General features: G+C 71.8%; 19 protein-coding genes. 14 read left to right on the plus strand and 5 right to left on the minus strand.

All coding sequences use genetic code 11. From position 1 onward, the window contains the following. The first annotated feature begins 9 nt into the window (after positions 1–9). The gene (locus AC2DFQ_RS13325; protein WP_484507835.1) at positions 10–990 is read left to right on the plus strand and encodes an electron transfer flavoprotein subunit alpha/FixB family protein; all 981 of its coding nucleotides are present in this window, start codon (positions 10–12) and stop codon (positions 988–990) included. A 637-nt stretch (positions 991–1,627) separates the two neighbouring features. Further along, the gene (locus tag AC2DFQ_RS13330; RefSeq protein WP_484534229.1) at positions 1,628–2,884 is read left to right on the plus strand and encodes a cytochrome b/b6 domain-containing protein; all 1,257 of its coding nucleotides are present in this window, start codon (positions 1,628–1,630) and stop codon (positions 2,882–2,884) included. Positions 2,885–3,007: 123 nt separating this feature from the next. Here the strand turns inward: AC2DFQ_RS13330 and AC2DFQ_RS13335 are convergent, their stop codons facing one another. Next, positions 3,008–3,769 carry an IclR family transcriptional regulator gene (locus AC2DFQ_RS13335; RefSeq protein ID WP_484534230.1) on the minus strand — a complete coding sequence of 254 codons (762 nt, stop codon included), beginning with the start codon at positions 3,767–3,769 and terminating at the stop codon, positions 3,008–3,010. An 83-nt stretch (positions 3,770–3,852) separates the two neighbouring features. Between AC2DFQ_RS13335 and hutH the strand changes: the two genes are divergently transcribed. Further along, positions 3,853–5,370, plus strand: coding sequence for a histidine ammonia-lyase (gene hutH, locus AC2DFQ_RS13340; protein WP_484534231.1), 1,518 nt, complete (start codon positions 3,853–3,855; stop codon positions 5,368–5,370). On the opposite strand, the gene cofE is transcribed toward hutH, so the two are convergent. Then, positions 5,367–6,122: a coenzyme F420-0:L-glutamate ligase gene (gene cofE, locus AC2DFQ_RS13345; RefSeq protein WP_484507839.1), complete on the minus strand. Its 756-nt coding sequence runs from the start codon at positions 6,120–6,122 to the stop codon at positions 5,367–5,369. The two genes, hutH and cofE, sit on opposite strands and share 4 nt — an antisense overlap. Position 6,123: 1 nt before the next feature. Continuing rightward, positions 6,124–6,630, minus strand: a complete 507-nt coding sequence (locus tag AC2DFQ_RS13350; RefSeq protein WP_484507840.1) for a GNAT family N-acetyltransferase — start codon at positions 6,628–6,630, stop codon at positions 6,124–6,126. 119 nt (positions 6,631–6,749) lie between these two features. On the opposite strand from AC2DFQ_RS13350, the gene AC2DFQ_RS13355 reads away from it, so the two are divergent. Beyond that, entirely contained in the window at positions 6,750–8,117 is a 1,368-nt protein-coding gene (locus AC2DFQ_RS13355; protein WP_484534232.1) for a hypothetical protein, read from the plus strand. A 383-nt stretch (positions 8,118–8,500) separates the two neighbouring features. Here AC2DFQ_RS13355 and AC2DFQ_RS13360 read toward each other — a convergent pair whose 3' ends face one another. Both AC2DFQ_RS13360 and AC2DFQ_RS13365 read right to left on the minus strand, forming a co-directional pair. Continuing rightward, a complete protein-coding gene (locus AC2DFQ_RS13360) occupies positions 8,501–9,046 on the minus strand; it encodes a hypothetical protein (RefSeq protein ID WP_484507842.1) in 546 nt (181 codons plus the stop codon). Further along, positions 9,043–9,726 carry a hypothetical protein gene (locus AC2DFQ_RS13365; RefSeq protein ID WP_484534233.1) on the minus strand — a complete coding sequence of 228 codons (684 nt, stop codon included), beginning with the start codon at positions 9,724–9,726 and terminating at the stop codon, positions 9,043–9,045. The genes AC2DFQ_RS13360 and AC2DFQ_RS13365 overlap by 4 nt, the downstream gene beginning before the upstream one ends. A 75-nt stretch (positions 9,727–9,801) precedes the next feature. Between AC2DFQ_RS13365 and AC2DFQ_RS13370 the strand changes: the two genes are divergently transcribed. The 10 genes from AC2DFQ_RS13370 to AC2DFQ_RS13415 all read left to right on the plus strand — a co-directional run bounded on the left by AC2DFQ_RS13370 (position 9,802) and on the right by AC2DFQ_RS13415 (position 22,051). Beyond that, entirely contained in the window at positions 9,802–10,839 is a 1,038-nt protein-coding gene (locus tag AC2DFQ_RS13370; protein ID WP_484534234.1) for a LacI family DNA-binding transcriptional regulator, read from the plus strand. A gap of 92 nt (positions 10,840–10,931) precedes the next feature. Then, positions 10,932–12,266 (plus strand): extracellular solute-binding protein, encoded by a 1,335-nt coding sequence (locus AC2DFQ_RS13375; RefSeq protein ID WP_484507845.1) that lies wholly within the window; start codon positions 10,932–10,934, stop codon positions 12,264–12,266. Then, the gene (locus AC2DFQ_RS13380; RefSeq protein ID WP_484534235.1) at positions 12,263–13,213 is read left to right on the plus strand and encodes a carbohydrate ABC transporter permease; all 951 of its coding nucleotides are present in this window, start codon (positions 12,263–12,265) and stop codon (positions 13,211–13,213) included. The genes AC2DFQ_RS13375 and AC2DFQ_RS13380 overlap by 4 nt, the downstream gene beginning before the upstream one ends. Continuing rightward, on the plus strand, positions 13,210–14,121 hold the full coding sequence (locus AC2DFQ_RS13385; protein WP_484507847.1) for a carbohydrate ABC transporter permease: 912 nt from the start codon (positions 13,210–13,212) through the stop codon (positions 14,119–14,121). The genes AC2DFQ_RS13380 and AC2DFQ_RS13385 overlap by 4 nt, the downstream gene beginning before the upstream one ends. A 52-nt stretch (positions 14,122–14,173) precedes the next feature. Continuing rightward, complete coding sequence (arfA, locus tag AC2DFQ_RS13390; RefSeq protein WP_484534236.1) at positions 14,174–15,709, plus strand: arabinosylfuranosidase ArfA; 1,536 nt, start codon at positions 14,174–14,176, stop codon at positions 15,707–15,709. 101 nt (positions 15,710–15,810) lie between these two features. Then, positions 15,811–16,377: an acyl-CoA thioesterase gene (locus AC2DFQ_RS13395; RefSeq protein ID WP_484507849.1), complete on the plus strand. Its 567-nt coding sequence runs from the start codon at positions 15,811–15,813 to the stop codon at positions 16,375–16,377. Positions 16,378–16,497: 120 nt separating this feature from the next. Further along, entirely contained in the window at positions 16,498–20,178 is a 3,681-nt protein-coding gene (locus AC2DFQ_RS13400) for a proline dehydrogenase family protein (RefSeq protein WP_484534237.1), read from the plus strand. Positions 20,179–20,410: 232 nt separating this feature from the next. Beyond that, the gene (locus AC2DFQ_RS13405) at positions 20,411–20,845 is read left to right on the plus strand and encodes a hypothetical protein (RefSeq protein WP_484534238.1); all 435 of its coding nucleotides are present in this window, start codon (positions 20,411–20,413) and stop codon (positions 20,843–20,845) included. After that, the gene (locus AC2DFQ_RS13410) at positions 20,845–21,063 is read left to right on the plus strand and encodes a helix-turn-helix transcriptional regulator (protein WP_484507852.1); all 219 of its coding nucleotides are present in this window, start codon (positions 20,845–20,847) and stop codon (positions 21,061–21,063) included. The genes AC2DFQ_RS13405 and AC2DFQ_RS13410 overlap by 1 nt, the downstream gene beginning before the upstream one ends. 4 nt (positions 21,064–21,067) lie before the next feature. Continuing rightward, positions 21,068–22,051: an NAD(P)-dependent alcohol dehydrogenase gene (locus tag AC2DFQ_RS13415; protein ID WP_484534239.1), complete on the plus strand. Its 984-nt coding sequence runs from the start codon at positions 21,068–21,070 to the stop codon at positions 22,049–22,051. Positions 22,052–22,215: the final 164 nt, after the last annotated feature.

Genomic DNA, 22,215 nt, shown 5'->3' on the forward strand with positions numbered 1-22,215 from the left:
GAGACGCACATGACTTCGAACCCGATCCTCGTCCTGATCGAGACCACCCCCGACGGCACGGTCGTCTCCACCGCTGCGGGCCTCCTCGGCGCTGCGGCAGCGGTCGGCGACCCCGTCGCCGTGGTCGTGACCGGCCCCGGTTCCGGGGACGCGGCCGCGCAGGAGGCGTCCTCCCTCGGCGCCGGGCGGGTGCTCGTCGCCGAACTCGACACGGCTTCCTCGCAGTTGACGGTGCCGGTGGTGGACGCCCTCGCCGCGGCCGTCACCGCGATGCAACCGGACGCGGTGCTCGTGGCCAACTCGATCGAGGGCCGCGACATCGCCGGCCGCCTGGCCGCCCGCCTGCGGCTCGCGATCGCCGCGGACGCGGTCGGGGTGACCCGTGACGAGCAGGGCGTTCTCGCGCAGCACTCCGTCTACGGTGGTGCCTACACGACCGAGTCGGCCACCACCTTCGGCACGCTCGTGGTGACGGTACGGCAGGGCGCGATCGACGCCAGGGCCGAGGCCGTGGCAGAGCCGCTGATCGAACGGCTGGAGGTGCCCGCATCCGGCGTGCCCGCCGCATCCGTCCACGGGTACGAGGCCGCCGTGGCGACATCGTCCCGCCCGGAGCTGCGGGGTGCGGTCAAGGTCGTGTCCGGGGGCCGCGGGCTGGGATCGGCGGAGAAGTTCGTCCTGGTCGAGCAGCTCGCCGATGCGCTCGGCGCCGCGGTCGGAGCATCCCGCGCCGCCGTCGACGCCGGGTACATCCCGTACTCGGCGCAGGTCGGACAGACCGGGGTGTCGGTGTCGCCGCAGCTGTACGTCGCGCTGGGGATCTCCGGCGCCATCCAGCACCGCGCGGGGATGCAGACGGCCAAGACCATCATCGCGATCAACAAGGACGGGGATGCCCCGATCTTCTCCATCGCCGACTTCGGCGTCGTGGGCGACGTCTTCACCGTCGTGCCGCAGCTGATCGCCGCGCTCGAGCAGCGCAAGGGATAGGCCGCCTGTGAGTGAGACCCGCGCCCTTCGTCGTGGGCTGCCGCGCGTCCGCGGCGGCGAGCCGTGGCCGCCCGCGGATATCCCCGTACCCGGTGGTGCCGCTGATGTCACCGGTGCCGCGGCGGGGGAGTCCGCGCCCGGGGGTGTCGCCGGTGTCACCGGTGCCGTCGGTGCCGCGCCTGTGGGTGAGCCTGCGGTTCCGGTCCCGGCGAGCTCCCCGGGTACTCCGGGTTCGCCGGGTTCGCAAGGGACTGAGGTGTCGGCGGGGCCTGCGGGTTCGGCAGGTTCGGGCGGGTCCGCCCCACACCCCGATAGGCCGTCGGCGGCGAGGCCGATGCTGCGGCGCGGGCTCCCGCGCGTTACCGGCGGGGAACCATGGCCTCCCGCAGCGGCCGCGGGTGCCGCCTCACCCGCACCCGCGGCCGGTGCCGCCTCACCCGCACCCGCGGCGTCCGTGTCGGCTGCGGCAGCGACCGTCGCGGCTACCGCGGCGCCTGCGCCGGAGCCGCTTCGGGGTGCTCCGGCTGTCGGGGTTGGAGCGGATTCTGCTCTTCGGGGCGAGACGATCCCGCCCCAGGGCACGGATTCCGCCCCGAGTCGCGGCGCGGCCGCGCTGGAGCCCGCCGCGGGTGTGACGGTGCGGCGCGGGCTCCCGCGCGAGCCCGGCGGCGAGGCGTGGCCTCCCGTCTCCACCGTGGTGACCGCGGCGTCGACCGGTGCCGCGCCCGCGCCGTCCATGTCCACCACCGCTGCCGCCGCCGCGCCGTCCGCACCCGCGCCGTCCGCACCTGCGCGGTTCACCACCGATGCGGCTGCACCCGCGTCCGCTTCGGCCCCCACCCCGCCCCCTTCGGCCTCCGCGCCCACCCCGGCCCCCTCGACCGCCGCCCTGGTCGAGCCGGCGAGCCCGCGCCCGCCGCTGCCGTTCACTGCGGCGGTGTGGCCGGGCGCTGCGGCATCCGGGCCGCGCGCCCCGCGGCCGGAGCCGAAGCGGTACGGACCTTTCACCCGCGTGCAGTGGGCGGGCGCGGTCATTGTCGCCGGCGGCGGGTTGCTGGTCGCGGCGGGGATGGCTGTCGCGCTCGTGCGGTGGCTGCTGTCGACCGAGTGGGGTGCCGGATTCCTCGCGGCCTACCCCGGCGAGTACCACCTGCCCTCCGGCGCCCCCGTCGGGTTCCCGGCGTGGCTGGGGTGGCAGCACTTCTTCAACGCGTTCCTGATCGTTCTCATCATCCGTTCGGGCCTGCAGGTGCGCCGAGACAAGCGCCCCGCGGTGTTCTGGTCTCCGCGCGGCGACTCCAAGCGCAAGATCAGCCTCGCCCTGTGGTTCCACCAGTCGCTCGACATCCTGTGGGTGGCCAACGGCGTGATCTTCGTCGTGCTGCTGTTCGTCACCGGGCAGTGGATGCGCATCGTGCCCACGTCATGGGAGGTGTTCCCCAACGCCATCTCGGCGGGCCTGCAGTACGTGTCGCTGAACTGGCCCACCGAGAACGGATGGGTCAACTACAACTCGCTGCAGCAGCTGGCCTACTTCGCGACCGTGTTCCTCGCGGCGCCGCTCGCCATCGTCACCGGAGTGCGGATGAGCGGCATCTGGCCGGCGAATGCGACCACGCTGAACCGGATCTACCCGCTCGAGTGGGCGCGCCGCATCCACTTCCCGGTGATGATCTACTTCGTCCTGTTCATCATCGCCCACGTGGCGCTGGTGTTCGCGACCGGTGCCCTGCGCAACCTCAACCACATGTACGCGGCGCAGGATGCGGTGAACTGGACCGGGTTCTGGATCTTCATCGCCTCCATCGCCGTCACCGCGGCGGCGTGGGTGGCGGCGCGCCCGCTGATCCTCGCACCCATCGCTCGCCTCTTCGGCGACATCCGCGGCCGCTGAGCCCGGCTCGACCCCGGCGTCGCGCGATGCGCCGTCGGAACATCGCGCCCTCGTCGGAGGATCCACCCCAGAGGCTCCGACATCGGCGCGATCGTCCGACCTCACGGCCAGGCTCCGCGCGCGTCAGTGGCCGGCGAGGCGGGCGGTGAGAGCGGCGGCGGCCTGCCGCGCGGCGGCGCCCAGGAGGGCCACGGCATCCCCGTCCGCGAGGCTGCGGAAGGTGACACCGACGGATGCGACGGGGTAGCCGTTGCGGTCCACCGCAGCGGCCGCGACCGAGGCATACCCGGCGGTGATGTCGCCGTCCTCGTCGGCCCAGCCGCGCTGACGAGCGGCGCGCAGCAGCCCGTCGAGCTCCCCGAGGGTGGACGGCCCGGGCCCGACGCGGCGGTACAGCGCCTGGCGGTGCGGGTACAGCGCGCGCACCTGGTCGGTCGACAGCACCGCGAGCGCGGCGCGGCCGGTCGCCGTCAGGTGCGCCGGGAGGCGGACGCCGACGTTCGACACCGTCGTCGGCGCGCGGGGTGCGGAAACGCGGTCGACGTAGGTCACCTCCGCGCCGGTCAGCACCGCGAGGTGCCCGACGACGGGGACAGCCGCGGCACCGACCAGCCGCTCCAGCAGCGGGTGCGCCATTCGCCGGAGCCGGTCGGTCTGCAGCGATCCGGCGCCGATCTCCGCCACCAGAGCGGAGAGGCCGTAGGCCCGCTCCTCGGGGTAGTGCACGAGGAACCCTTCATCCATCATCGCCCGCGCCAGCTGGTAGAGCGAGGAGCGCGGGATGCCGAGCTCCCGCGCGAGGACGGATGCGGGCACCGGGCCGGTGCGCTCGGCGAGGAGGCGCAGCATCCGCAGTGCGCTGCGGGCGGCCGGCACGTGCGCCACGACCCTCCTCCGTGTCTGAGATTTCAGACACAATACCGCCGGCAGCCGATGCGCTGCCGCGATCGTGCGGCTTCACTGAGGGCATGCCGGATGTCTCCGTGGGCGCGGGTGCCCTCCGCATCGCCGATGTCGTGGCCGTGGCGCGCGACGCGGCGCCGGTGCGCCTCGACCCCGACGCGCGGGGCCGGATGGGGCACACCCGCGCCGTCATCGAGCGTCTCGCCGGCCACCCGCTGCCGCACTACGGCGTCTCGACCGGGTTCGGCGCCCTGGCCACCAGCCACATCCCCGCCGAAGACCGCCGGCAGCTGCAGCGTTCCCTGGTGCGCAGCCACGCCGCCAGCGCCGGTCCCGAGGTCGAGCGGGAGGTCGTCCGCGGCACGATGCTCCTGCGGCTGGCGACCCTGGCCACCGGCCGTACCGGAGTGCGCCCGGTCGTCGCGGAGACGTACGCCGCGATGCTGAACGCCGGGATCACCCCGATCATCGGCGAGTACGGCTCGCTCGGATGCTCCGGAGACCTGGCGCCGCTCGCGCATTGCGCCCTGGCCGCCATCGGCGAGGGCGAGGTGCACGACTCCTCCGGCATTCGCCGGGACGCCGCATCCGTCCTGGCCGAGGCCGGCATCACCCCACTGGTGCTGCAGGAGAAGGAGGGGCTCGCGCTCGTCAACGGCACCGACGGGATGCTGGGGATGCTGGCGCTCGCGATCTCCGATCTCGACACGCTCCTCCACACCGCCGACATCGCGGCGGCGATGAGCGTCGAGGGCCTCGCGGGCACCGACGGCGTCTTCGCCGCCGACCTCCTCGCGCTCCGCCCGCACCCCGGGCAGGCAGCCTCCGCCGCCGTGATGCGCGCGATGCTCGACGGGTCGCCGGTCATCGCCGCGCATCGCACCACCGGATTCACCCGCGTGCAGGATGCGTATTCGCTGCGGTGTGCTCCGCAGGTGCACGGCGCAGCACGCGACACCCTCGACCACGCGCGGCTCGTCGCCGACCGTGAGCTCGCCAGCGCCATCGACAATCCCGTCGTGACCCTCGACGATCGCGTCGAGTCCAACGGGAACTTCCACGGTGCCCCGATCGGCTACGTGCTCGACTTCCTGGCGATCGCCGCGGCGGATGTCGCGAGCATGAGCGAGCGGCGCACCGACCGGTTCCTCGACCGCATGCGCAGCCACGGGCTGCCCCCGTTCCTCGCCGATAACCCGGGCGTCGACAGCGGGCACATGATCGCGCAGTACACCCAGGCCGGGATCGTCAGCGAACTCAAACGGCTCGCGGCGCCCGCATCCGTCGACTCGATCCCGACCAGTGCGATGCAGGAGGACCACGTGTCGATGGGGTGGCACGCGGCCCGGAAGCTCCGCCGGGGGATCGAGGGGCTGACGACGGTACTCGCGATCGAGGTGCTCACCGCGGCCCGCGGCATCGAGATGCGCGGCGAGGGGGCGGCTCCCGCGACCGCCCGCGTTGTCGGGGCACTGCGTGAGACCGTGCCCGGCCCAGGCCCCGACCGCTACCTCGCCCCGGAGATCGCCGCGGCGACCGACTTCGTCGCCTCCGGCGCAGTGCTCCGCGCTGCCGGCATCTAGCGGGATGCGGCGCCGTCGGCGAATCCGGCGGCGTATGCCTCGTCGGCACCCAGGCGGAACATGTCGCGCTCGGCCGGGCGCACGATGGAGCGCGCACCGGGGAGGTCGAGGGAGCCGACGAGGTCGCCACGGCCCCGCACCACGGCCACCGGGAGGCGCGCGGCCTTGCCCTTGACGAGGTCGGCGGCCGACGCCAGCTCGTCGGCGACGCACGGCATCGTCGCCACGAGCGGGCGGCCCTCGGCGTCGACGTGTCCGCGGAGGTCTTCGAACACGAGGACCCCGGCCGCCCCGATCGCGGCGTCGGTCTGCCCCTCGCGCCACGCGCGGCCGAGGGTGTCGGAGATGAGAACGCCCACGAGAGCGCCGGTGCGTTCCCGCAGGCCTGCCGCGAGTGCGCGCGCCGACGCATCCGGGTCCTCCGGCAGCAGCAGCACCGTTCCCGCGGGGGTGTTGCTGGCATCGACCCCCGCCGCGGCGGAGACCATCCCGAGACGGTTCTCCACGATCCGGGTGACCTGTCCGTCCGGCGCGGTGCGCGCCGCCACGAGCCGCACCGTCTCGGCGGTGATCGCGTTCTCGCGGTCATCCGCCACGACGAAGCGGCCTTCTGCCTTCGACACGATCTTGCTCGTCACCACGACGATGTCGCCGTCGACGAGTTCGCCTCCGGCCGCAGCCGCGATCACCGACACGAGGTCCACCCCCGGCGTGATCTCCCCGATGCCCTCCAGGGCCCAGACCTGCAGCACGTCAGCGGATGAATCGGACTTCGGTGAGCTGCTCGCCGAGGAAGGGCTCGGTGTGCGTCGCACCGTCGAGCACGAACCCGTTGCGGGCGTAGAACCGGTGCGCGCGGGGGTTGTCTTCCGCGACCCACAGGTACAGGGGCTCATCCTTGGCCACGACGGCGTCGAACAACTGCTGACCGATGCCCGTGCCGTGCCACGCGTCGAGCAGATAGATGAAGTACAGCTCCCGGTTGCGCGGCGCATCCCGGTCGCGCGCCGGCCCGGAGCCGGCGAAACCGACGATCTCGCCCCCGACCAGCGCGGCGCGCATCGTGAAATCCGGTCCTTGGACGGCCCAGTGCGTCCAGAGTTCGGCCATGCGCTTGGGCGAGATCTTCTCCAGCGCGGCCTTGCTGATCAGATGGTCGTACGTCTCGTGCCAGCACGTGGCGTGCACACGTCCGAGGGCTTCGGCATCCACGTCGCGGACGGGCCGCACGACGATGTCGGTCTGCATTTCGGCATCCATGGCCAGACTCTACGCGCGCGACTGCGGCGGGCGAAATCAGTTGCCGCGGGGGGAAGTGCCGATGATTCGACGCCGTCGGACACTGCGCACGCCGGTGCGCCGGGCGCTACTGTGAGTGCGTGCGGAGGGTCGTGGCGACGAGTGGCCGGCTGCTCGCCGCCCACTGGCCGGCCCTGATCTCCTGGTTCCTCGCCGGCATCCTGGGCCGCTATCTCGTGATCGAGGTCGCCGGCTTCGTCGGCGCCTACAGCGCGATCGGCGGCTTTCTGCTCCTGCCGCTGGCGAGCCTGGCCCGCCTGATCAGCTTCGTCGCCATGTTCCTGGTGCTGCGCGACGGGATGGCCCGCCTCGCCGCGCTCGCGCCCGTGCCGCCCGAGAGGGCAGCGCGCCGCATCGCCTTCCGCGACGCTCTGCTGGCGTCGATCCTGCCGTTCTTCGCCGTCTACGCCGCGTGGGGTTTCCTGCGGGAGGACGTGACGGCGTATATGAGTCGAGCCTTGGAGGTGCAGTCCGAACGCATCATCGTGACCGGCCTGGCCGGCGGCGCCGACATCGACACGAGCGGCACCGTGCTCGAACTGGCGTTCGAGCCGTGGACCCTCGCGGTCATCGTGCTGGCGTTCGCGGGGAGATGGGCGTGGAAGCGCTGGGCGTCCCGCCTCCCGCGGGGGGCCGCGGTCGCCGCGGTCTACTTCGAGGCGGTGTGGGTCTTCCTCACTCTGTTCCTCCTGTCCGACGCGATCGGCTGGGTGACCGGATGGATCGACACGCGACAGGCGATGGCGTGGCTCGCCGACATCCGCGGGTGGCTGGCGGATGCGGTGGCCCCGGTCGCGTGGGCGTGGGACGGGATCGAGTGGCTGATCGGAGAGATCGGCGGCATCGTGCTGCTGCCGTTGGCATGGCTGACGATCGCGGGAGTGGTCTACGGGCAGGCGGTGTCACCGCGGGGACTCGACTTCCGGGCGCCCGTGGTGGAGAAGGTGCGCGGGCGGTACACGAGCCTGCCGCAGCGCCTTCGCCGGCGCCTGGCCGACATCGGCTCCGGCCTGGGTTCGCGGTTCCAGCCGATCTGGCGGGCGCTCGTGCTGATGTGGCGGGGAGGGCCGATCCTCGTCGGCGGGTACGTCCTGCTGTACACCGTCCTCCTGTTGGGCGAGCAGCTCCTGACGCTGGGGATCACGCGCGCGCTGGGCCCGCACGACTTCTACTCGTTCTGGATCGTGGCCGACACCCTCGTCCTCCTCGCGGTGCCGCTGGTGATCGAGCCGCTGCGCGCGGTCCTGGTCGCCAGCGCCTACGACGCCACGGTCGGCGCCCTGATCGGCGCGCCGGTGGTGTCGTCAGGGCACGTCGACGACGAGTCGCAGGAAGCGCGGGAGCTCGTCCACGACCGTGAAGTCGAGGCCGAGACGGCCGGAGACGTCGTCGGGCACGAGGAACGGGACGGTGACGGTGTAGGAGCCGGTCCGCTCGGGGTCGCATGACCACCGTGCACCGTCATCGTCCGGCAGATCAACGGTGCGCGTCGCCTCTCGCCAGCGGCGGCCGTCGCCGGACAACTCGCGCAGCGTGGGCATGCCGCAGCGCGCGGGCTCCCCGCCGGGTCGCACCGGAACCTCGGCGGCCAGGACCTTCACCCCCGGAGGCAGCTCCCAGTCCGGCTCCTCCGCCACCTCGGAGACCATTGCGGGCCCGTAGACCGCTCCGGCGAAGTCGGCGGTCTCGCCAGATTCGACCGTGACGGGGAACACCTCGCGGCCGGAGTAATACCCCCACCACTCGTTGCCGCCGATGACGAGGACGCTGGCGGGGACGAGGACAGCGGCCGCTGTCAGGGCCAGCGCATTGCGGCGCAGCCAGGAGGAGGTCATGACCGCGCCCACCCCGTCGGGAGCAGGTCGGCGCCGGGAACGTGCTCGAGAGAGGCCAGGTCCAGGGTCACCTCGATGAGGGCATCGAGCCGCGTTTCCGAATCCTCCGACAGACGCAGGACCGCCACCTCGTCCGCGGCATCCGCGGGCAGCTCGAACGCGAGGCTGCCGGAGAGGGGGATGCCGACCGACAGGGGGGACTGGAACAGCGACGGCGGACGCTCGCTGGCGCGGAAGGTGCGGTCGTCGATGGTGAGCGTGGCACCGCCCAGGCGCGCGCCCTGCTCGTCGATGCGCGCGGCGATCTCCAGATCCACGACGAGCCACGTCCCCTCCGCCTGCCACCCGCCTGCCGTGACGCCATCGGCGACGCGCGCCTGGGTGATCGTCGCGTCGAGCGTGCGAGCGGCGACCTCCTCGCCGATCGTCGCCACGACGGGGAAGGGGGCTTCGGCCGCGTCGTCCGGCGGTGTCACCAGCGTGATGATCCAGGCCGCCGCGAGCAGGGCCACGCCGATCGCCCACGCGAGCCACGGCTTCATTCCCCGTCTCCCGCCGATGAGCCGGCGCCGACGTCGGTCACCGGGACGGATACGCGCGCGGCCAGGACCGGATCGATCCACGACTGACCGGCCGTGACGAACGAGCCGGTGTGCAAGCTCGCGTCGCGGAGGTCCAGCAGGAGCTCGTCCCCCTCCGCAACACGGCCCGCCGAGACCGTCCAGACGACGGCGAGCTCGGCCGGCACTCCGGGCTGCAGCCAGGGCGACTGCGTGGTGTCGTCGAAGCGGACGACCGCGTCCGGTGCACGCTCGCCGAGCTCCGGGATGCGCAGGGCCTGCGACACGCTGGCGTCACCTGCGGTGGCGAGCGGCTCGGTCCAGCGATTCTCCACGGAGACCACCACGACGAGGACCCGCTCCCACAGTTCGACGTCGACGCCGGCCTCGGGGAGGTCATCGATGAGCACCGCCCGCTGCACGGTGAGGGCGAGCTGGTCGTTGACGTGCTCGTCCCCGGCGGAGAGCTCCGCGATCGGCTCGGCCGCCACCGTCGCCAGGCCACCGAACGCGGCGCTCGCAGTGAGGAACGCCGCCACCCCCATCCCGCCGAACCATCGGGTGGGCACGCGGTCGGCGGCCGCGTGCACCCACCGGAACCGGCCGACCGGCGCGGAGGACGGCGACGTGCCGCCCTCGCCCTGAGGCTCCCCCGAGTCCACGGCGTCAGCATAGAGGTGAACGGGGGGCCGTGTGTGCGCAGCATCCCGTCGCTGTCGCGGTCCTATCCTGAGCAGATGCGTACGCCCCGGGCGACCGTCAAAGACGTCGCCGTGCTCGCCGGCGTGTCGCCGAAGACCGTATCCAACGTGCTGACCGGGACGGTGCACGTCCGCCCGGAGACGCGTGCGCGCGTCGAGCAGGCCATGAGCGCGCTGGATTTCGTTCCCAACCTCAGCGCGCGGGGGCTGCGCAGCGGCCGCTCGGGGGTCATCGCCGTCGCCCTCCCGGATCTTGCCACCGCCTTCTCCGCCGACCTCCTCCACTACCTCGTCGAGGCCGCGCACGAGCGGGGCTTCGCAGTGCACGTCGAGGAGACGGCCGCGCGCCCCCAGCGCGAGCGCGACCTCCTCTCGCGCGCCCGCGCGCACCTCGTGGACGGTCTCATCCTCAACCCCATCCGTCTCGAAGACAGCGTCATCGACCGGTCCGACGACCTCCCGCCGGTGGTGCTGATCGGCGAGGTCGAGCACCACCGCACGGACCACGTCCTCATCGACAGCCGACAGGCGGCCAAGGATGTGACGCTCTCGCTGATCGCTCGAGGTGCGCGTTCGGTCGCCGCCATCGGCGGCGACGATCGCGGCGGGAACGCCACGGCGACCAGTCGCCTGCGCCTGGCCGGGTTCCGCGACGCGCTCGCCGAGGCCGGGGTCACCCGCGACCCCGCGCTCGAGGTCAATGTGCTGCCGTGGAGCATGGGCGGCGGGGCGATCGCCATGCGGGAGCTCCTCGGCCGCGGGGTGGCCTTCGACGCCGTGGTCGCCTTCACCGACTCGCTCGCGGTCGGGGCGGCCCGTGAACTGTCGGATGTCGGGATGCGGGTACCCGAGGACGTGATGATCGCCGGATTCGACGATGTCGAGATGGCGCGGTTCACGACACCGTCGCTGACGACCGTGAGTTTCGATCGGCGCATCTTCGCGGACGAGACGCTGCGGCTTCTCGCTCAGCGCATCGAGCGCCCGGGCGACCCTGTGCACGCCGTGACGGTCCCGCATCGCGTCGTCGAGCGGGAGAGCTCGACCGGCCGTACGACGCCGGCGCCGGAGTAGGGCCGACAGTCGCAACTTCCTCTTGCCACGACCATTACATCGATGTAAGGATGCTGTCATCCTCAGCACGGACAGGTCACGAAGGAGTGGCGATGACGGCACCCCCCGCCTTCTCGCGAAGGCAATTCCTCGGTATGGCAACCGCCCTGGCAGGCACGGCCGCCCTCGCAGCGTGCACCCCGGGTGCCGTCACCGGCTCCGGCGCGCGGACGCTCGAGTTCTGGCACCTGCTCAGCGGAGCGGACGGCGTGACGATGTCGGGCCTCATCGACGCCGCGAACGCGGCGCAGAGCACGTACGCCGTTCGCCCGACCGTCCTGTCGTGGGGTGAGCCGTACTACACCAAGCTCGCCATGGCTGCGGCGGGCGGGCGGGCGCCCGACGTGTCGGTCATGCACGCGTCGCGCGTCGCCGGCTATGCGCCCGGCGGGCTGCTGGACTCGTGGGACATCGGCCGGCTCGCCGAACTCGGCGTGGACGAGAGCACCTTCTCGACCGCGATCTGGGAGAAGGGGTTCATGGGCGACCGGCTGTACAGCGTCGCGCTGGATTCCCACCCCTTCGTCCTGATGTACAACACGGAGATCTGCGAGCGGGCGGGGGTGCTCGACAGTCAGGGACGACTGCGTCCGGTGTCGTCCCCGGAGGAGTTCCTCGAACTCGGACGCGCGGTGGCCGCGGAATCCGAAGGCCACGGCCTCTCCTACGGGTACCTGGGCGACGGGCCGCAGATGTGGCGGCTCTTCTACACGCTCTACACCCAGCACGGACTGGAGATCGAGCTTCCCGAGGGCGGGAGTGCCGGGATGGAGGATGACGCGGCGATCGCCTCGCTGACCTTCATGCAGCAGCTCCTCGACGGAGAGATCGCCGCCCGGGAGAACGACTACCAGTCGGCCATCGCCGAGTTCGCCACCGGGCGAAGCGGCCTCTTCCTCACGGGCGTGTGGGAGCTGCGTTCGCTCCAGGAGCAGGACCTGCCTCTGGATGCCACGGTCATCCCGACGCTGTTCGGCACACCGAGCGTCTACGCCGACTCGCACGCGTTCACCCTGCCCCACCAGAGCGCGCCCGACCCGCAGACCCGAGACCTCGTCTACCGGTTCGTCGCCGACATCCTGACGGGCTCGTCCGACTGGGCCGGCGCCGGCCATATTCCGGCCTACCTTCCCGTCATCGAGGCCCCGGAGTACGCCGACCTTCTCCCACAGGCCCACTACGCCGAGGCCGCGGAGTACGTCCGCTACGACCCGCCGGCCTGGTTCACCGGCTCCGGCTCCCGGTTCCAGGCCGAGTTCGGCTCGGCCGTGCAGAACGTGCTGCTGAGCGGCGACGACCCCTCCGCGGCGATCGACCGCTTCCGTTCCCGCCTCGACACGCAGCTGAGAACGCCGAACCCGGCCAATCCGCAGGGGGGCACAGCATGACCGCGACAGCACCGGCCACGTCGACCACCACCGTCGTGACCGGACGCGCAGCCGCGAGCACGGGCAAGCACGCCGGCGAGCGCCGCGGACAGGCGGTGGCGTGGGGGTTCCTCGCGCCGTTCCTCGTCGCCTTCGCCCTCTTCCTGGTGTGGCCGCTGCTGCACGGTCTCTACCTCAGCTTCACCGATCAGTCGCTCACGGGCGCGGGCGGCGCCTTCGTCGGTTTCGCCAACTACGCCGAGGCGCTGACCGACCCGGTCATGTGGCGCTCTCTCGGGAACACGGCCTGGTTCACGGTGCTGTCCACGGTGCCGCTCGTGCTGCTCGCGCTCGTGATGGCGCTGCTGGTGCACCATGGCCTTCCGGGGCAGTGGCTGTGGCGGTTGTCGTTCTTCATGCCGTTCCTGCTGGCCTCGACGGTGATCTCGCAGATCTGGGTGTGGATCTTCAACCCGCAGATCGGCGCCGCGAACAGGGTGCTCGCGTGGTTCGGCCTCGAACCCCTGGCCTGGCTGCAGAATCCCGACACCAACATGTACGGCATCGTCATCGCCACGGTGTGGTGGACCGTCGGCTTCAACTTCCTGCTGTACCTCGCCGCCCTGCAGAACATCCCCGCCCAGCAGTACGAGGCGGCAGCCCTCGACGGCGCCGGGCCCTGGCGGCAGCTGTGGTCGATCACCCTCCCGCAGCTCGGGCAGGTGACGGTGCTCATCGTCATCCTGCAGATCCTGGCGTCGCTGAAGCTGTTCGACCAGGCGTACCAGATGCTCGGTGGCATCGCGAGCGACACCACGCGCTCGATCGTGCAGTACATCTACGAGGCGGGCTTCGTGGGTTACCGCTTCGGGTACTCCGCCGCCATCTCCTACGTCTTCTTCGCGATCATCGTCATCATCGGAGTCATCCAGGCCTTCGCCCTGCGCCGCCGAGGGGAGCAGTCATGACCACCACCGCTCAGGTCAGAACCCCTCTCGCTACTCCGGAAGGTGCGGGCACCGAGCCCCGTCGGCCCCGGCCGCCCGGCCGGACCCGGTTCGGGCCCCTCAACGTGCTCGCCTCGATCGCGCTCGTCCTCATGGCGATCGGCTGGCTCCTGCCCTTCCTGTGGGCGGCGGCCACGTCGTTCATGACGGAGACGGATGCCGCGTCCGGCGGCAGCTGGATCGGCCCGTCCGGACCGACCACCGCCGCGTACGAGGCGATCCTCGCGCAGGGGAACGTCTACGTGTGGGCGTTCAACAGCCTGTGGACCTCCGCGGCGGTGACGGTGATCACCCTGGCGATCTCGGCCCTGGCGGCCTACGCGTTCTCCCGCCTCGAGTTCCGGGGCAAGAGCTTCCTCTACGGCGTGGTGATCGCCTCGATCGTGGTCCCGCCGCAGGTGCTGATCATCCCGCTCTTCTACGAGATGCTCGCCTTCAACCTCGTCGACACGCCCCTCGGGTTGATCCTCCCGCAGGTGGTCGCACCGGCGATGGTCTTCATCCTGAAGAAGTTCTTCGACCAGGTGCCCATCGAGCTCGAGGACGCCGCCCGCGTCGACGGCGCGGGGCGGCTCCGGGTGTTCTGGTCGGTGGTGCTGCCGCTGTCCCGCGGCATCCTCGCCGCCGTCGCGATCTTCGTGTTCATCACGGCGTGGAACAACTTCCTGTGGCCGTTCCTCATCATCAACGACACCAACCTCATGACCCTCCCCGTGGGTCTGCAGACCGTGATCAGCGCGTACGGCGTGCAGTACGCCCAGATCATGGCGCAGGCGGTGCTGGCCTCGCTGCCCCTGATCGTCCTGTTCCTGATCTTCCAGAAGCAGATCGTCCGCGGCGTCGCGACGACCGGCTTCGGCGGCACCTGACCCCTTTTTCCCCTCACCGCACAGGTCTTTCCGCTCACCGCACAGGAGAACCATGCCCCGCACCCGCATCGTCATCGACCGCGACTTCACCGTGGCCGACGTACCCCGGCGCCTCTTCGGCTCGTTCGTCGAGCACATGGGCCGCTGCGTGTACACGGGCATCTTCGAGCCGGGGCATCCCGAAGCGGATGAGCGCGGATTCCGCCGCGACGTGCTCGCGCTCGTGAAGGAGATGGGTCCCACGGTGGTGCGCTATCCGGGGGGCAACTTCGTGTCAGGGTACCTGTGGGAGGACGGCGTGGGTCCCGTCGCCGACCGCCCCCGGCGGCTGGACGGTGCGTGGCACACCGTCGAGACCAACGCGTTCGGCCTGCACGAGTTCGTCGACTGGGCGAAGGAGGCGAACGTCGAGGTGATGGAGGCGGTCAACCTCGGCACCCGGGGGGTCGAGGAGGCCCGGGCGCTCGTGGAGTACGCCAACCACCCCGGCGGCACGTACTGGTCGGACCTCCGTCGGCGCAACGGAGCATCCGAACCCTTCGACATCCGCCTGTGGTGCCTCGGGAACGAGCTGGACGGACCGTGGCAGATCGGCCACAAGACCGCGCACGAATACGGCCGGCTCGCGCAGGAGACGGCGAAGGCGATGCGGTTCGTCGACCCCGACCTGGAACTGGTGGCCGTCGGCTCGTCGAACCGGCAGATGCCGACCTTCGGCTCATGGGAGCACACCGTGCTCACCCACGCGTACGAGGAGGTGGATTACATCTCGATGCACGCGTACTACCAGGAGCGCGACGAGGACTCCGCCTCCTTCCTCGCCGAAGCCGTCGACATGGACGCCTTCATCGAGGGCGTGGTGTCCACCATCGATGCGGTCAAGGCCGCCGGCAAGCACCGCAAGCAGGTGAACATCTCCTTCGACGAATGGAACGTCTGGTACCAGGAGGGGCTGCAGAGCGAGGATCAGCCGCACCTGGTCGCTCGGCAGTGGCGGGAGCATCCGCGTCTCATCGAAGACACGTACTCCGTCACCGACGCGGTCGTGGTCGGCACCTTCCTGCACAGCCTGCTGCGCCACGGCGACCGCGTGCGCATCGCCAACCAGGCGCAGCTGGTCAACGTCATCGCGCCCATCCGCTCGGAGGAGAACGGCCCCGCGTGGCGGCAGACGATCTTCTGGCCGTTCGCGCGGATCGCGCAGCTCGCCCGCGGACGCATCCTGCGCCTGGCCGTCGAGTCGACGCAGGTCGCGACGGCGAAGTTCGGAGACGTGGATGCGGTGGACGCGGCGGCCACGTGGGACGAGGAGTCCGGTCGCGTGGCGCTGTTCCTCGCGAACCGGTCGATGGACGAGGACGCCGCGGTGACACTGGAGCTGCGCGGACTCGGTGTCACCGGCGTGCGCGACGCGGAGGTGCTGACCCTCCCCGAGGGCGGCGACCGGCACACCGCCAACACGCAGGATGCCCCGGATTCGGTGGGCCTCGTGCCCCTGCGCTCCGTCGGGATCGAGGACGGCGTGCTCCGCGCGACGCTCCCGCCGCTGTCCTGGGCCGTCGTGCAGCTGGACGTCGCGGTTTCCTGACCTGTGCCGGGTGAAGCCTCGGGGCGGCCGAGGTCGGTGCGGGCTGTGAAGCTGCCCAACGGATGCGGCATCCTGGCGCCCGGCGGCTACGATCGCGGATCGTGAATCTCCTCTGGCGCACCCTCCTCGTCCTCGCCCGAGCCCGCCGTCGCGCCCGCCGTCCCGGCGGACGCCTCGGCCTGACCGAGGTCGGCCGCATCCGCCTCACGACGCTGCCCACCGACATCGACCTGTTGCGCCACATGAACAACGGCCGGTACCTGTCGCTGTTCGACCTCGGCCGGTGGGACCTGATGGTTCGCACCGGCATCTCCGACAAGATGCGCGAGCAGGGCTGGTATCCGGTGGTGTCCAGCGAGACGGTGACGTTCCGCAAGTCGCTGAATCTGTGGCAGCGGTTCGAGCTGGAGACCCGCCTCCTCGGGCACGACGACCGTGCGCTGTACCTCGAGCACCGCGCGGTGGTCCGCGGCGAGATCTACGCCCGCGCGATCATCCGTGCGCGCATGCTCAAGCGCGAGGGCGGAACGGTCGCACACGACGAGCTGTTCGCCGCCATGGGTCAGCCGGACGGCCTCCCGGATGTCGAGCCGTGGGTGCACGACTGGGCTGCAGGGTCGGCTCTCCCCTCCACACGGCGCCCGGCCCCCAGCGTCTGGGACGTGTGATCGGACACCGCGGATTCGGAGGTCACCCGCGGATTCGGATGGCGCGGCAGCGAGCATCCGAATGCGGCCACGGCGCCCGAATCCGGGGATGCGCGAGAGACCGCGCCTAGGCTGATCGGCATGAGCACGACTGCGCCCGCGCTGCCTCCGGATCTCGCGGATCGCGCGGTCGAGCTCGCCCAGCGCTGGGTCGCCGAGGCGGCCGCCGAGCCGGTCGATCCGTCGGCCGCGCGGCTCGCGGGTGTGCTCCGCGACCCGCAGGGGCTGCCGTTCACGGTCGGGTTCATCGATGGCGTCATGCGGCCGGAGAGCCTCGCGGCCGCCGCATCCCAGTTGCATCGCATCGCTCCGCTCGTCCCCGACTTCCTGCCCTGGTACCTGCGCGGGGCCGTGCACCTGGGCGGGATCATCGCCCCGGCGCTGCCGGCGCCCGTCGTGCCGATCGCGCGACGGGCCCTGCGCGACATGGTCGGCCACCTCGTCGTCGACGCGCGACCCGACAAGCTCGGCCCCGCCCTGGCGAAGCTGCGCGAGAGGGGGGCGCGGCTCAACCTCAATCTCCTCGGCGAAGCCGTGCTCGGCGAGGAGGAGGCGAAGCGCCGGCTCGACGGCATCCACGACCTCATCCGACGCCCCGACGTCGACTACGTGTCGGTCAAGGTGTCGGCGATCGCGTCGCATCTGTCGCTGTGGGCCTTCGACGACATGGTCGACCGTATCGCCGAGCGCCTCCTGCCGCTGTACCTCAGCGCGGCCGCGGACGGCACCTTCGTCAACCTCGACATGGAGGAGTACCGCGACCTCGACCTGACCATCGCCGTGTTCACGCGCCTGCTCGAAGACCCGCGCCTGACGAGCCTGGACGCGGGCATCGTGCTGCAGGCCTACCTCCCCGACGCGCTCCCCGCGCTCCGCCAGCTCACCGCCTGGGCGCGGCAGCGCGTCGCCGGGGGCGGAGCCGGCATCAAGATCCGCCTCGTCAAGGGCGCCAACCTCGCGATGGAGCGAGTGGATGCGGTCATCCACGGGTGGGCGCTGGCCACCTACGACAGCAAGCTCGACACCGACGCGAACTACCTGCGCTGCCTTGACGAGGCCCTCCGGCCCGAGTCGGTCGCAGCCGTGCGCGTGGGCGTCGCCGGGCACAACCTGTTCGACATCGCGCACGCGTGGCTGCTCGCCGGGGAGCGGGGCGTCCGCGACGCGGTGGAGTTCGAGATGCTCCTCGGCATGGCGCAGAGTCAGGTCGCCGCCGTTGCGCGCGAAGTCGGGCACGTGCTCCTGTACGTGCCGGTCGTCCGCCCCGACGAGTTCGACGTGGCGATCAGCTACCTCGTTCGCCGGTTGGAGGAGAACGCGTCCGGCGAGAACTTCCTCTCCGCCGCGTTCGACCTCGCGGAGGATCCCGAGCTGCTCTCGCGGGAACGCGACCGGTACGTCGCCTCTCTCGAGCGCGCCACCGACCCGCGCCTGCCGCTCGGCTCGAACCGCGAACAGGAGCGCGAGTCCGATCCCGACCTGGATGCGCCCCGCATCCTCCGCGACCCGCCCGCCGCCGAGGAAGGTCTCACGCAGGCCGTCCTCGGGATCGCGCGCTCGGCCGACACCGGCCCCGCGCAGGTGCTGTTCGGCGGGGAGGCGTTCGTCGAGACGGCGGTGTTCTCCGAGCGCGAGGGCACGGCCGATGCGGTGGGCGCTCCGGGATTCCGGAACGCGGCCGACTCCGATCCCGCGCTTCCGGCCAACCGCGAATGGGCGGCGGCGATCCTCGCCCGTGTCGCCGGCTCGACCGCCGGTGACGCCGCGGTGCAGGCTGCGCGGGTGGACGACGTCGGAGGACTGGACGCCGTCATCGAGGGCGTGCGGGATGCGGCGGCGGGATGGGGCGCGCGCCCCGCGGCAGAACGGGCCGAGGTTCTCGCCCGTGCCGCCCGCGTGCTCGCCGCCCGCCGCGGAACCCTCATCGAGGTCGCCGCATCCGAGACGGGCAAGGTGTTCGCGGAGGCCGACATCGAGGTGAGCGAGGCGATCGACTTCGCGAACTACTACGCGGCGACCGCTCGGGAACTCGACCGCGTCGCGGGAGCGGTGTTCACCCCGGCCCGGGTGACCGTGGTCGCGCCCCCGTGGAACTTCCCCGTCGCCATCGCGGCCGGGGGAGTGCTCGCCGCACTCGCCGCCGGCAGCGGGGTCGTGCTCAAGCCCGCGCCGCAGGCCCGGCGGTGCGCCGCCGTGGTGGCCGAGGCGCTGTGGGATGCGGGCGTTCCCCGCGATGTGCTCGCGCTCGTCGACCTCGACGAAGACGCCCTCGGCCGGACGCTCATCGAGCACCCCGCCGTGGAACGCGTCGTGCTGACGGGATCGTGGGAGACCGCGCAGCTGTTCCGTTCGTGGCGGCCCGACCTCCCGCTCCTCGCCGAGACGAGCGGGAAGAACGCCGTCGTCGTGATGCCTTCCGCCGACCTCGACCTGGCCGCATCCGATCTTGTCCGCAGCGCCTTCGGGCACGCCGGGCAGAAGTGCTCGGCGGCATCGCTCGCGATCCTCGTCGGACCCGTCGCCCGTTCGCGCCGTTTCGCGCAGCAGCTGGTGGACGCCACGACGTCGCTCCGCGTGGGCCCCGCCTCCGACCCACTGAGCGAGGTGGGCCCGGTCATCGAGGAGCCGCGCGGCACGCTGCAGTGGGCGCTCACGACCCTCGGCGAGGGCGAGCGGTGGCTCATCCAGCCGCGAGAACTCGACTTCGGCCCTGACGAGGCCGGGCGCTACTGGACGCCGGGCATCCGAACCGGCGTCGCCCCCGGTTCGCGGTTCCACCGCGAGGAGTTCTTCGGCCCCGTCCTCGGGGTCATGCACGCGAACTCGCTCGCGCAGGCGCTCGAGTTCCAGAACGCCGTCGAGTTCGGTCTGACCGCCGGCCTGTATACGCAGAATCCCGACGACCTGGCGCTGTGGCTCGACCGCGTGCAGGCGGGCAACCTCTACGTCAATCGCGGCATCACCGGCGCCATCGTGCAGCGGCAGCCCTTCGGCGGCTGGAAGCGCTCGTCGGTGGGACCGGGCGCGAAGGTCGGCGGCCCGAACTACCTCGTGGGGCTCGGCTCGTGGCGCGGCACCGCGGGCGGGCCGCCGTCCTCCACGCTGCATCTGCGGGGTCTCGATTCCCGCATCACCGGGGTCATCGAGGCGGCTCAGTCCTCGCTGGACTACGACGCGTTCGAGTGGCTGCGCCGCGGCGCCCTCTCGGACGCGATCGCGTGGGACCGCGACTTCGGGCGGGTCAAGGACGTGTCGCACCTGGGCATCGAACGCAACCTCCTGCGCTATCGGCCGGTGGATGTCGCGGTGCGGGCGACGGCGGATGCGCCGTGGCAGGCCGTGCTGCGGGTGGTCCTGGCCGGTGTGCGCGCCGGGGCCGGATTCACCCTCAGCGCCCGGGTGGGCCTTCCCGCCGAGGTGCGCCGCTCGCTCGGCGAGCTTGGCGTGCCCGTGTCGGTCGAGACCGACGAGGAGTGGATCCAGCGGATGGTGGCCGGGGGTGGGGCCAGCGTGCCGGCCGAGGACGGAGCATCCCCGCCGCGCGCCCCGCGGGTGCGGCTGGTCGGCGCGGCCGGCTCCGTCGCGGCGCTTCACCGCGCGCTGGCGCACGCCGTCGACGGCGACCCCGACCTGGCGGTCTACGCCGACGAGGTCACCACGGCCGGCCGGATCGAGCTGCTGCCCTTCCTCCACGAGCAGTCGATCAGCATCACCGCGCACCGGTACGGCACCCCCGACCCCTGGACTGCCGCCGTCATCTGACCCTCCCGCCCGCCCGCCCCTGCCGGCCCCCGCCCCCCGCCGGCCCCCCGCAGGCCCGGTGAGAAACGACGATCCGGACGAGAAACGGCGCGACGCGTGCCGTCTCGTCCGGAACGTCGTTTCTCGCGGGGGGCGAAGAGACGCGGGAACGCTGGGTGTAAAGAATTCTTGACATGGGAATGCGCGCGTGGCATGCTTCCGATGTAAAGAATTCTGTACATCGGAGGATGACATGGTCTACCAAGAGCGCAACACGTGGTCGAGCCTGGTGGTGACGATCGTGTCTCTGACCGTCTACGTCGTCCTCGTGCTGCAGCAGGCCGACGGCGGCCCGCTGACCGAGGTCGACTGGGCGCCGATCATGCTCTGGACGATCGGCATCTCGATCGTCGGAGCGATCCTCGTCAGCATCCTGTGGGGGATATTCGCGGGCATGGGGGACCCCGACGGGGTCGGCCGGTCCGACCAACGCGACCGCGACATCTCCCAGATGGGCGACCGCGTGGGGCAGGCGTTCATGGTCATCGCAGGCCTCGGTGGGATCGTGCTGTGCGCGGTCGAAGCCGACGGCTTCTGGATCGCCAACACGCTGTTCTTCGGTTTCACGCTGTCCGCCCTCGTCGGCGGCACCGCCCGGGTCATCGCCTACCGTCGCGGGCTGGTCTGATGGTCAAGCCCACGCGCGTCACCAACGAGATCCGCGCCCTCCGCGCCGCCCACGGCGACATGACCCAGGCCGAACTCGCCCGCCGCGTCGGCGTCACCCGCCAGACCCTCATCGCCATCGAGCAGGGGCGCTACTCGCCCACGCTCGAGCTCGCGTTCCAGATCTCCCGCGTCTTCGGTGTTCCGCTGGACGACGTCTTCTCCTACCCCGAGGAATGAAGCCATGGATGCTGTCGAAACCCTGCCCCGCACCCGGACCGTGTGGCGCCAGCACGCCTACGGATCGGCCGACGCCGTCGCCGCCGAGACCGCCGAGCTTCCGCGTCCCGGACGCGGCGAGGTGCTGCTGCGCGTCGAGGCGGTGTCGCTCAATTCGGGCGACGTGCGGATGATGCGCGGCGACCCGCCGCTGATCCGGCTGTTTGCGGGGCTCCGCCGCCCTCGCATCCGCGGACGCGGTATGGACGTGGCGGGCACCGTCCTCGCGCTCGGCCCGGGCGTCGAGGGCTTCGCCGTCGGCGACAGCGTCGTGGGCGCCGGCAGCGAAACGCTCGCCGACTTCGCCGTGGCCCGTGTCTCTCGCCTCACTCGCCGTCCGCCGTCGGTCGACGTGACGGTCGCAGCGGCGCTGCCGATCGCGGGGAACACCGCCGTCGCCGCGCTCGACGCATGCCGCGTCGCCTCCGGCCACCGCGTGCTCGTCGTCGGCGCCGGCGGGGGAGTCGGAACCTTCACGGTGCAGCTGGCCGCCGGGCGCGGCGCCGAGGTGTGGGCGACGTGCGGGGCGAGGGCCGAGGAGACCCTCCGCGGGCTGGGCGCGACGCGCACGTTCGACTACCGCCGCACCCCGCTCAACCAGCTCCCGCCGGCGTCCTTCGACGCGATCATCGACATCGCCGGCGAGCCGCCGCTGCCGACCCTCCGCGATCTCCTGCGCCCACGCGGCACGGTCGCGGTGGTGGGAGGAAGCAGCGGCATCCTCAGCCCGATTCCGCGGATGCTGCGAACCCTCGTCGTGCGGGGACGTTTCCGCCCGATCGCCGCCGTGACCAAGCCCGCCGTCACCGCCGACCTGCTCGAGCTGGCCGCCGCGGGCCGCCTGACCCCGGAGATCGAGGCGACCTGGCCGATGTCGGAGGCGGGCGCCGCCCTGGCCTCGGTGGACGCCGGGCACACCATCGGCAAGGTGGTCGTCCTCGCCGACTGACCCGCGCCCCGGCGGCCCCCACCGCGAGAAACGGCATTCCGGACGAGAAACGGCGCGGCGCGTGCCGTCTCGCCCGGAGTGTTGTTTCTCGCTGGGGAGAGGCATCCTCTCGTCTTTGCCGGATGCCGCGTGGCACAATGGTCGCGGCGTGCCCGGATCGTCGG

Source organism: Microbacterium sp. Z11_20, assembly GCF_057197605.1.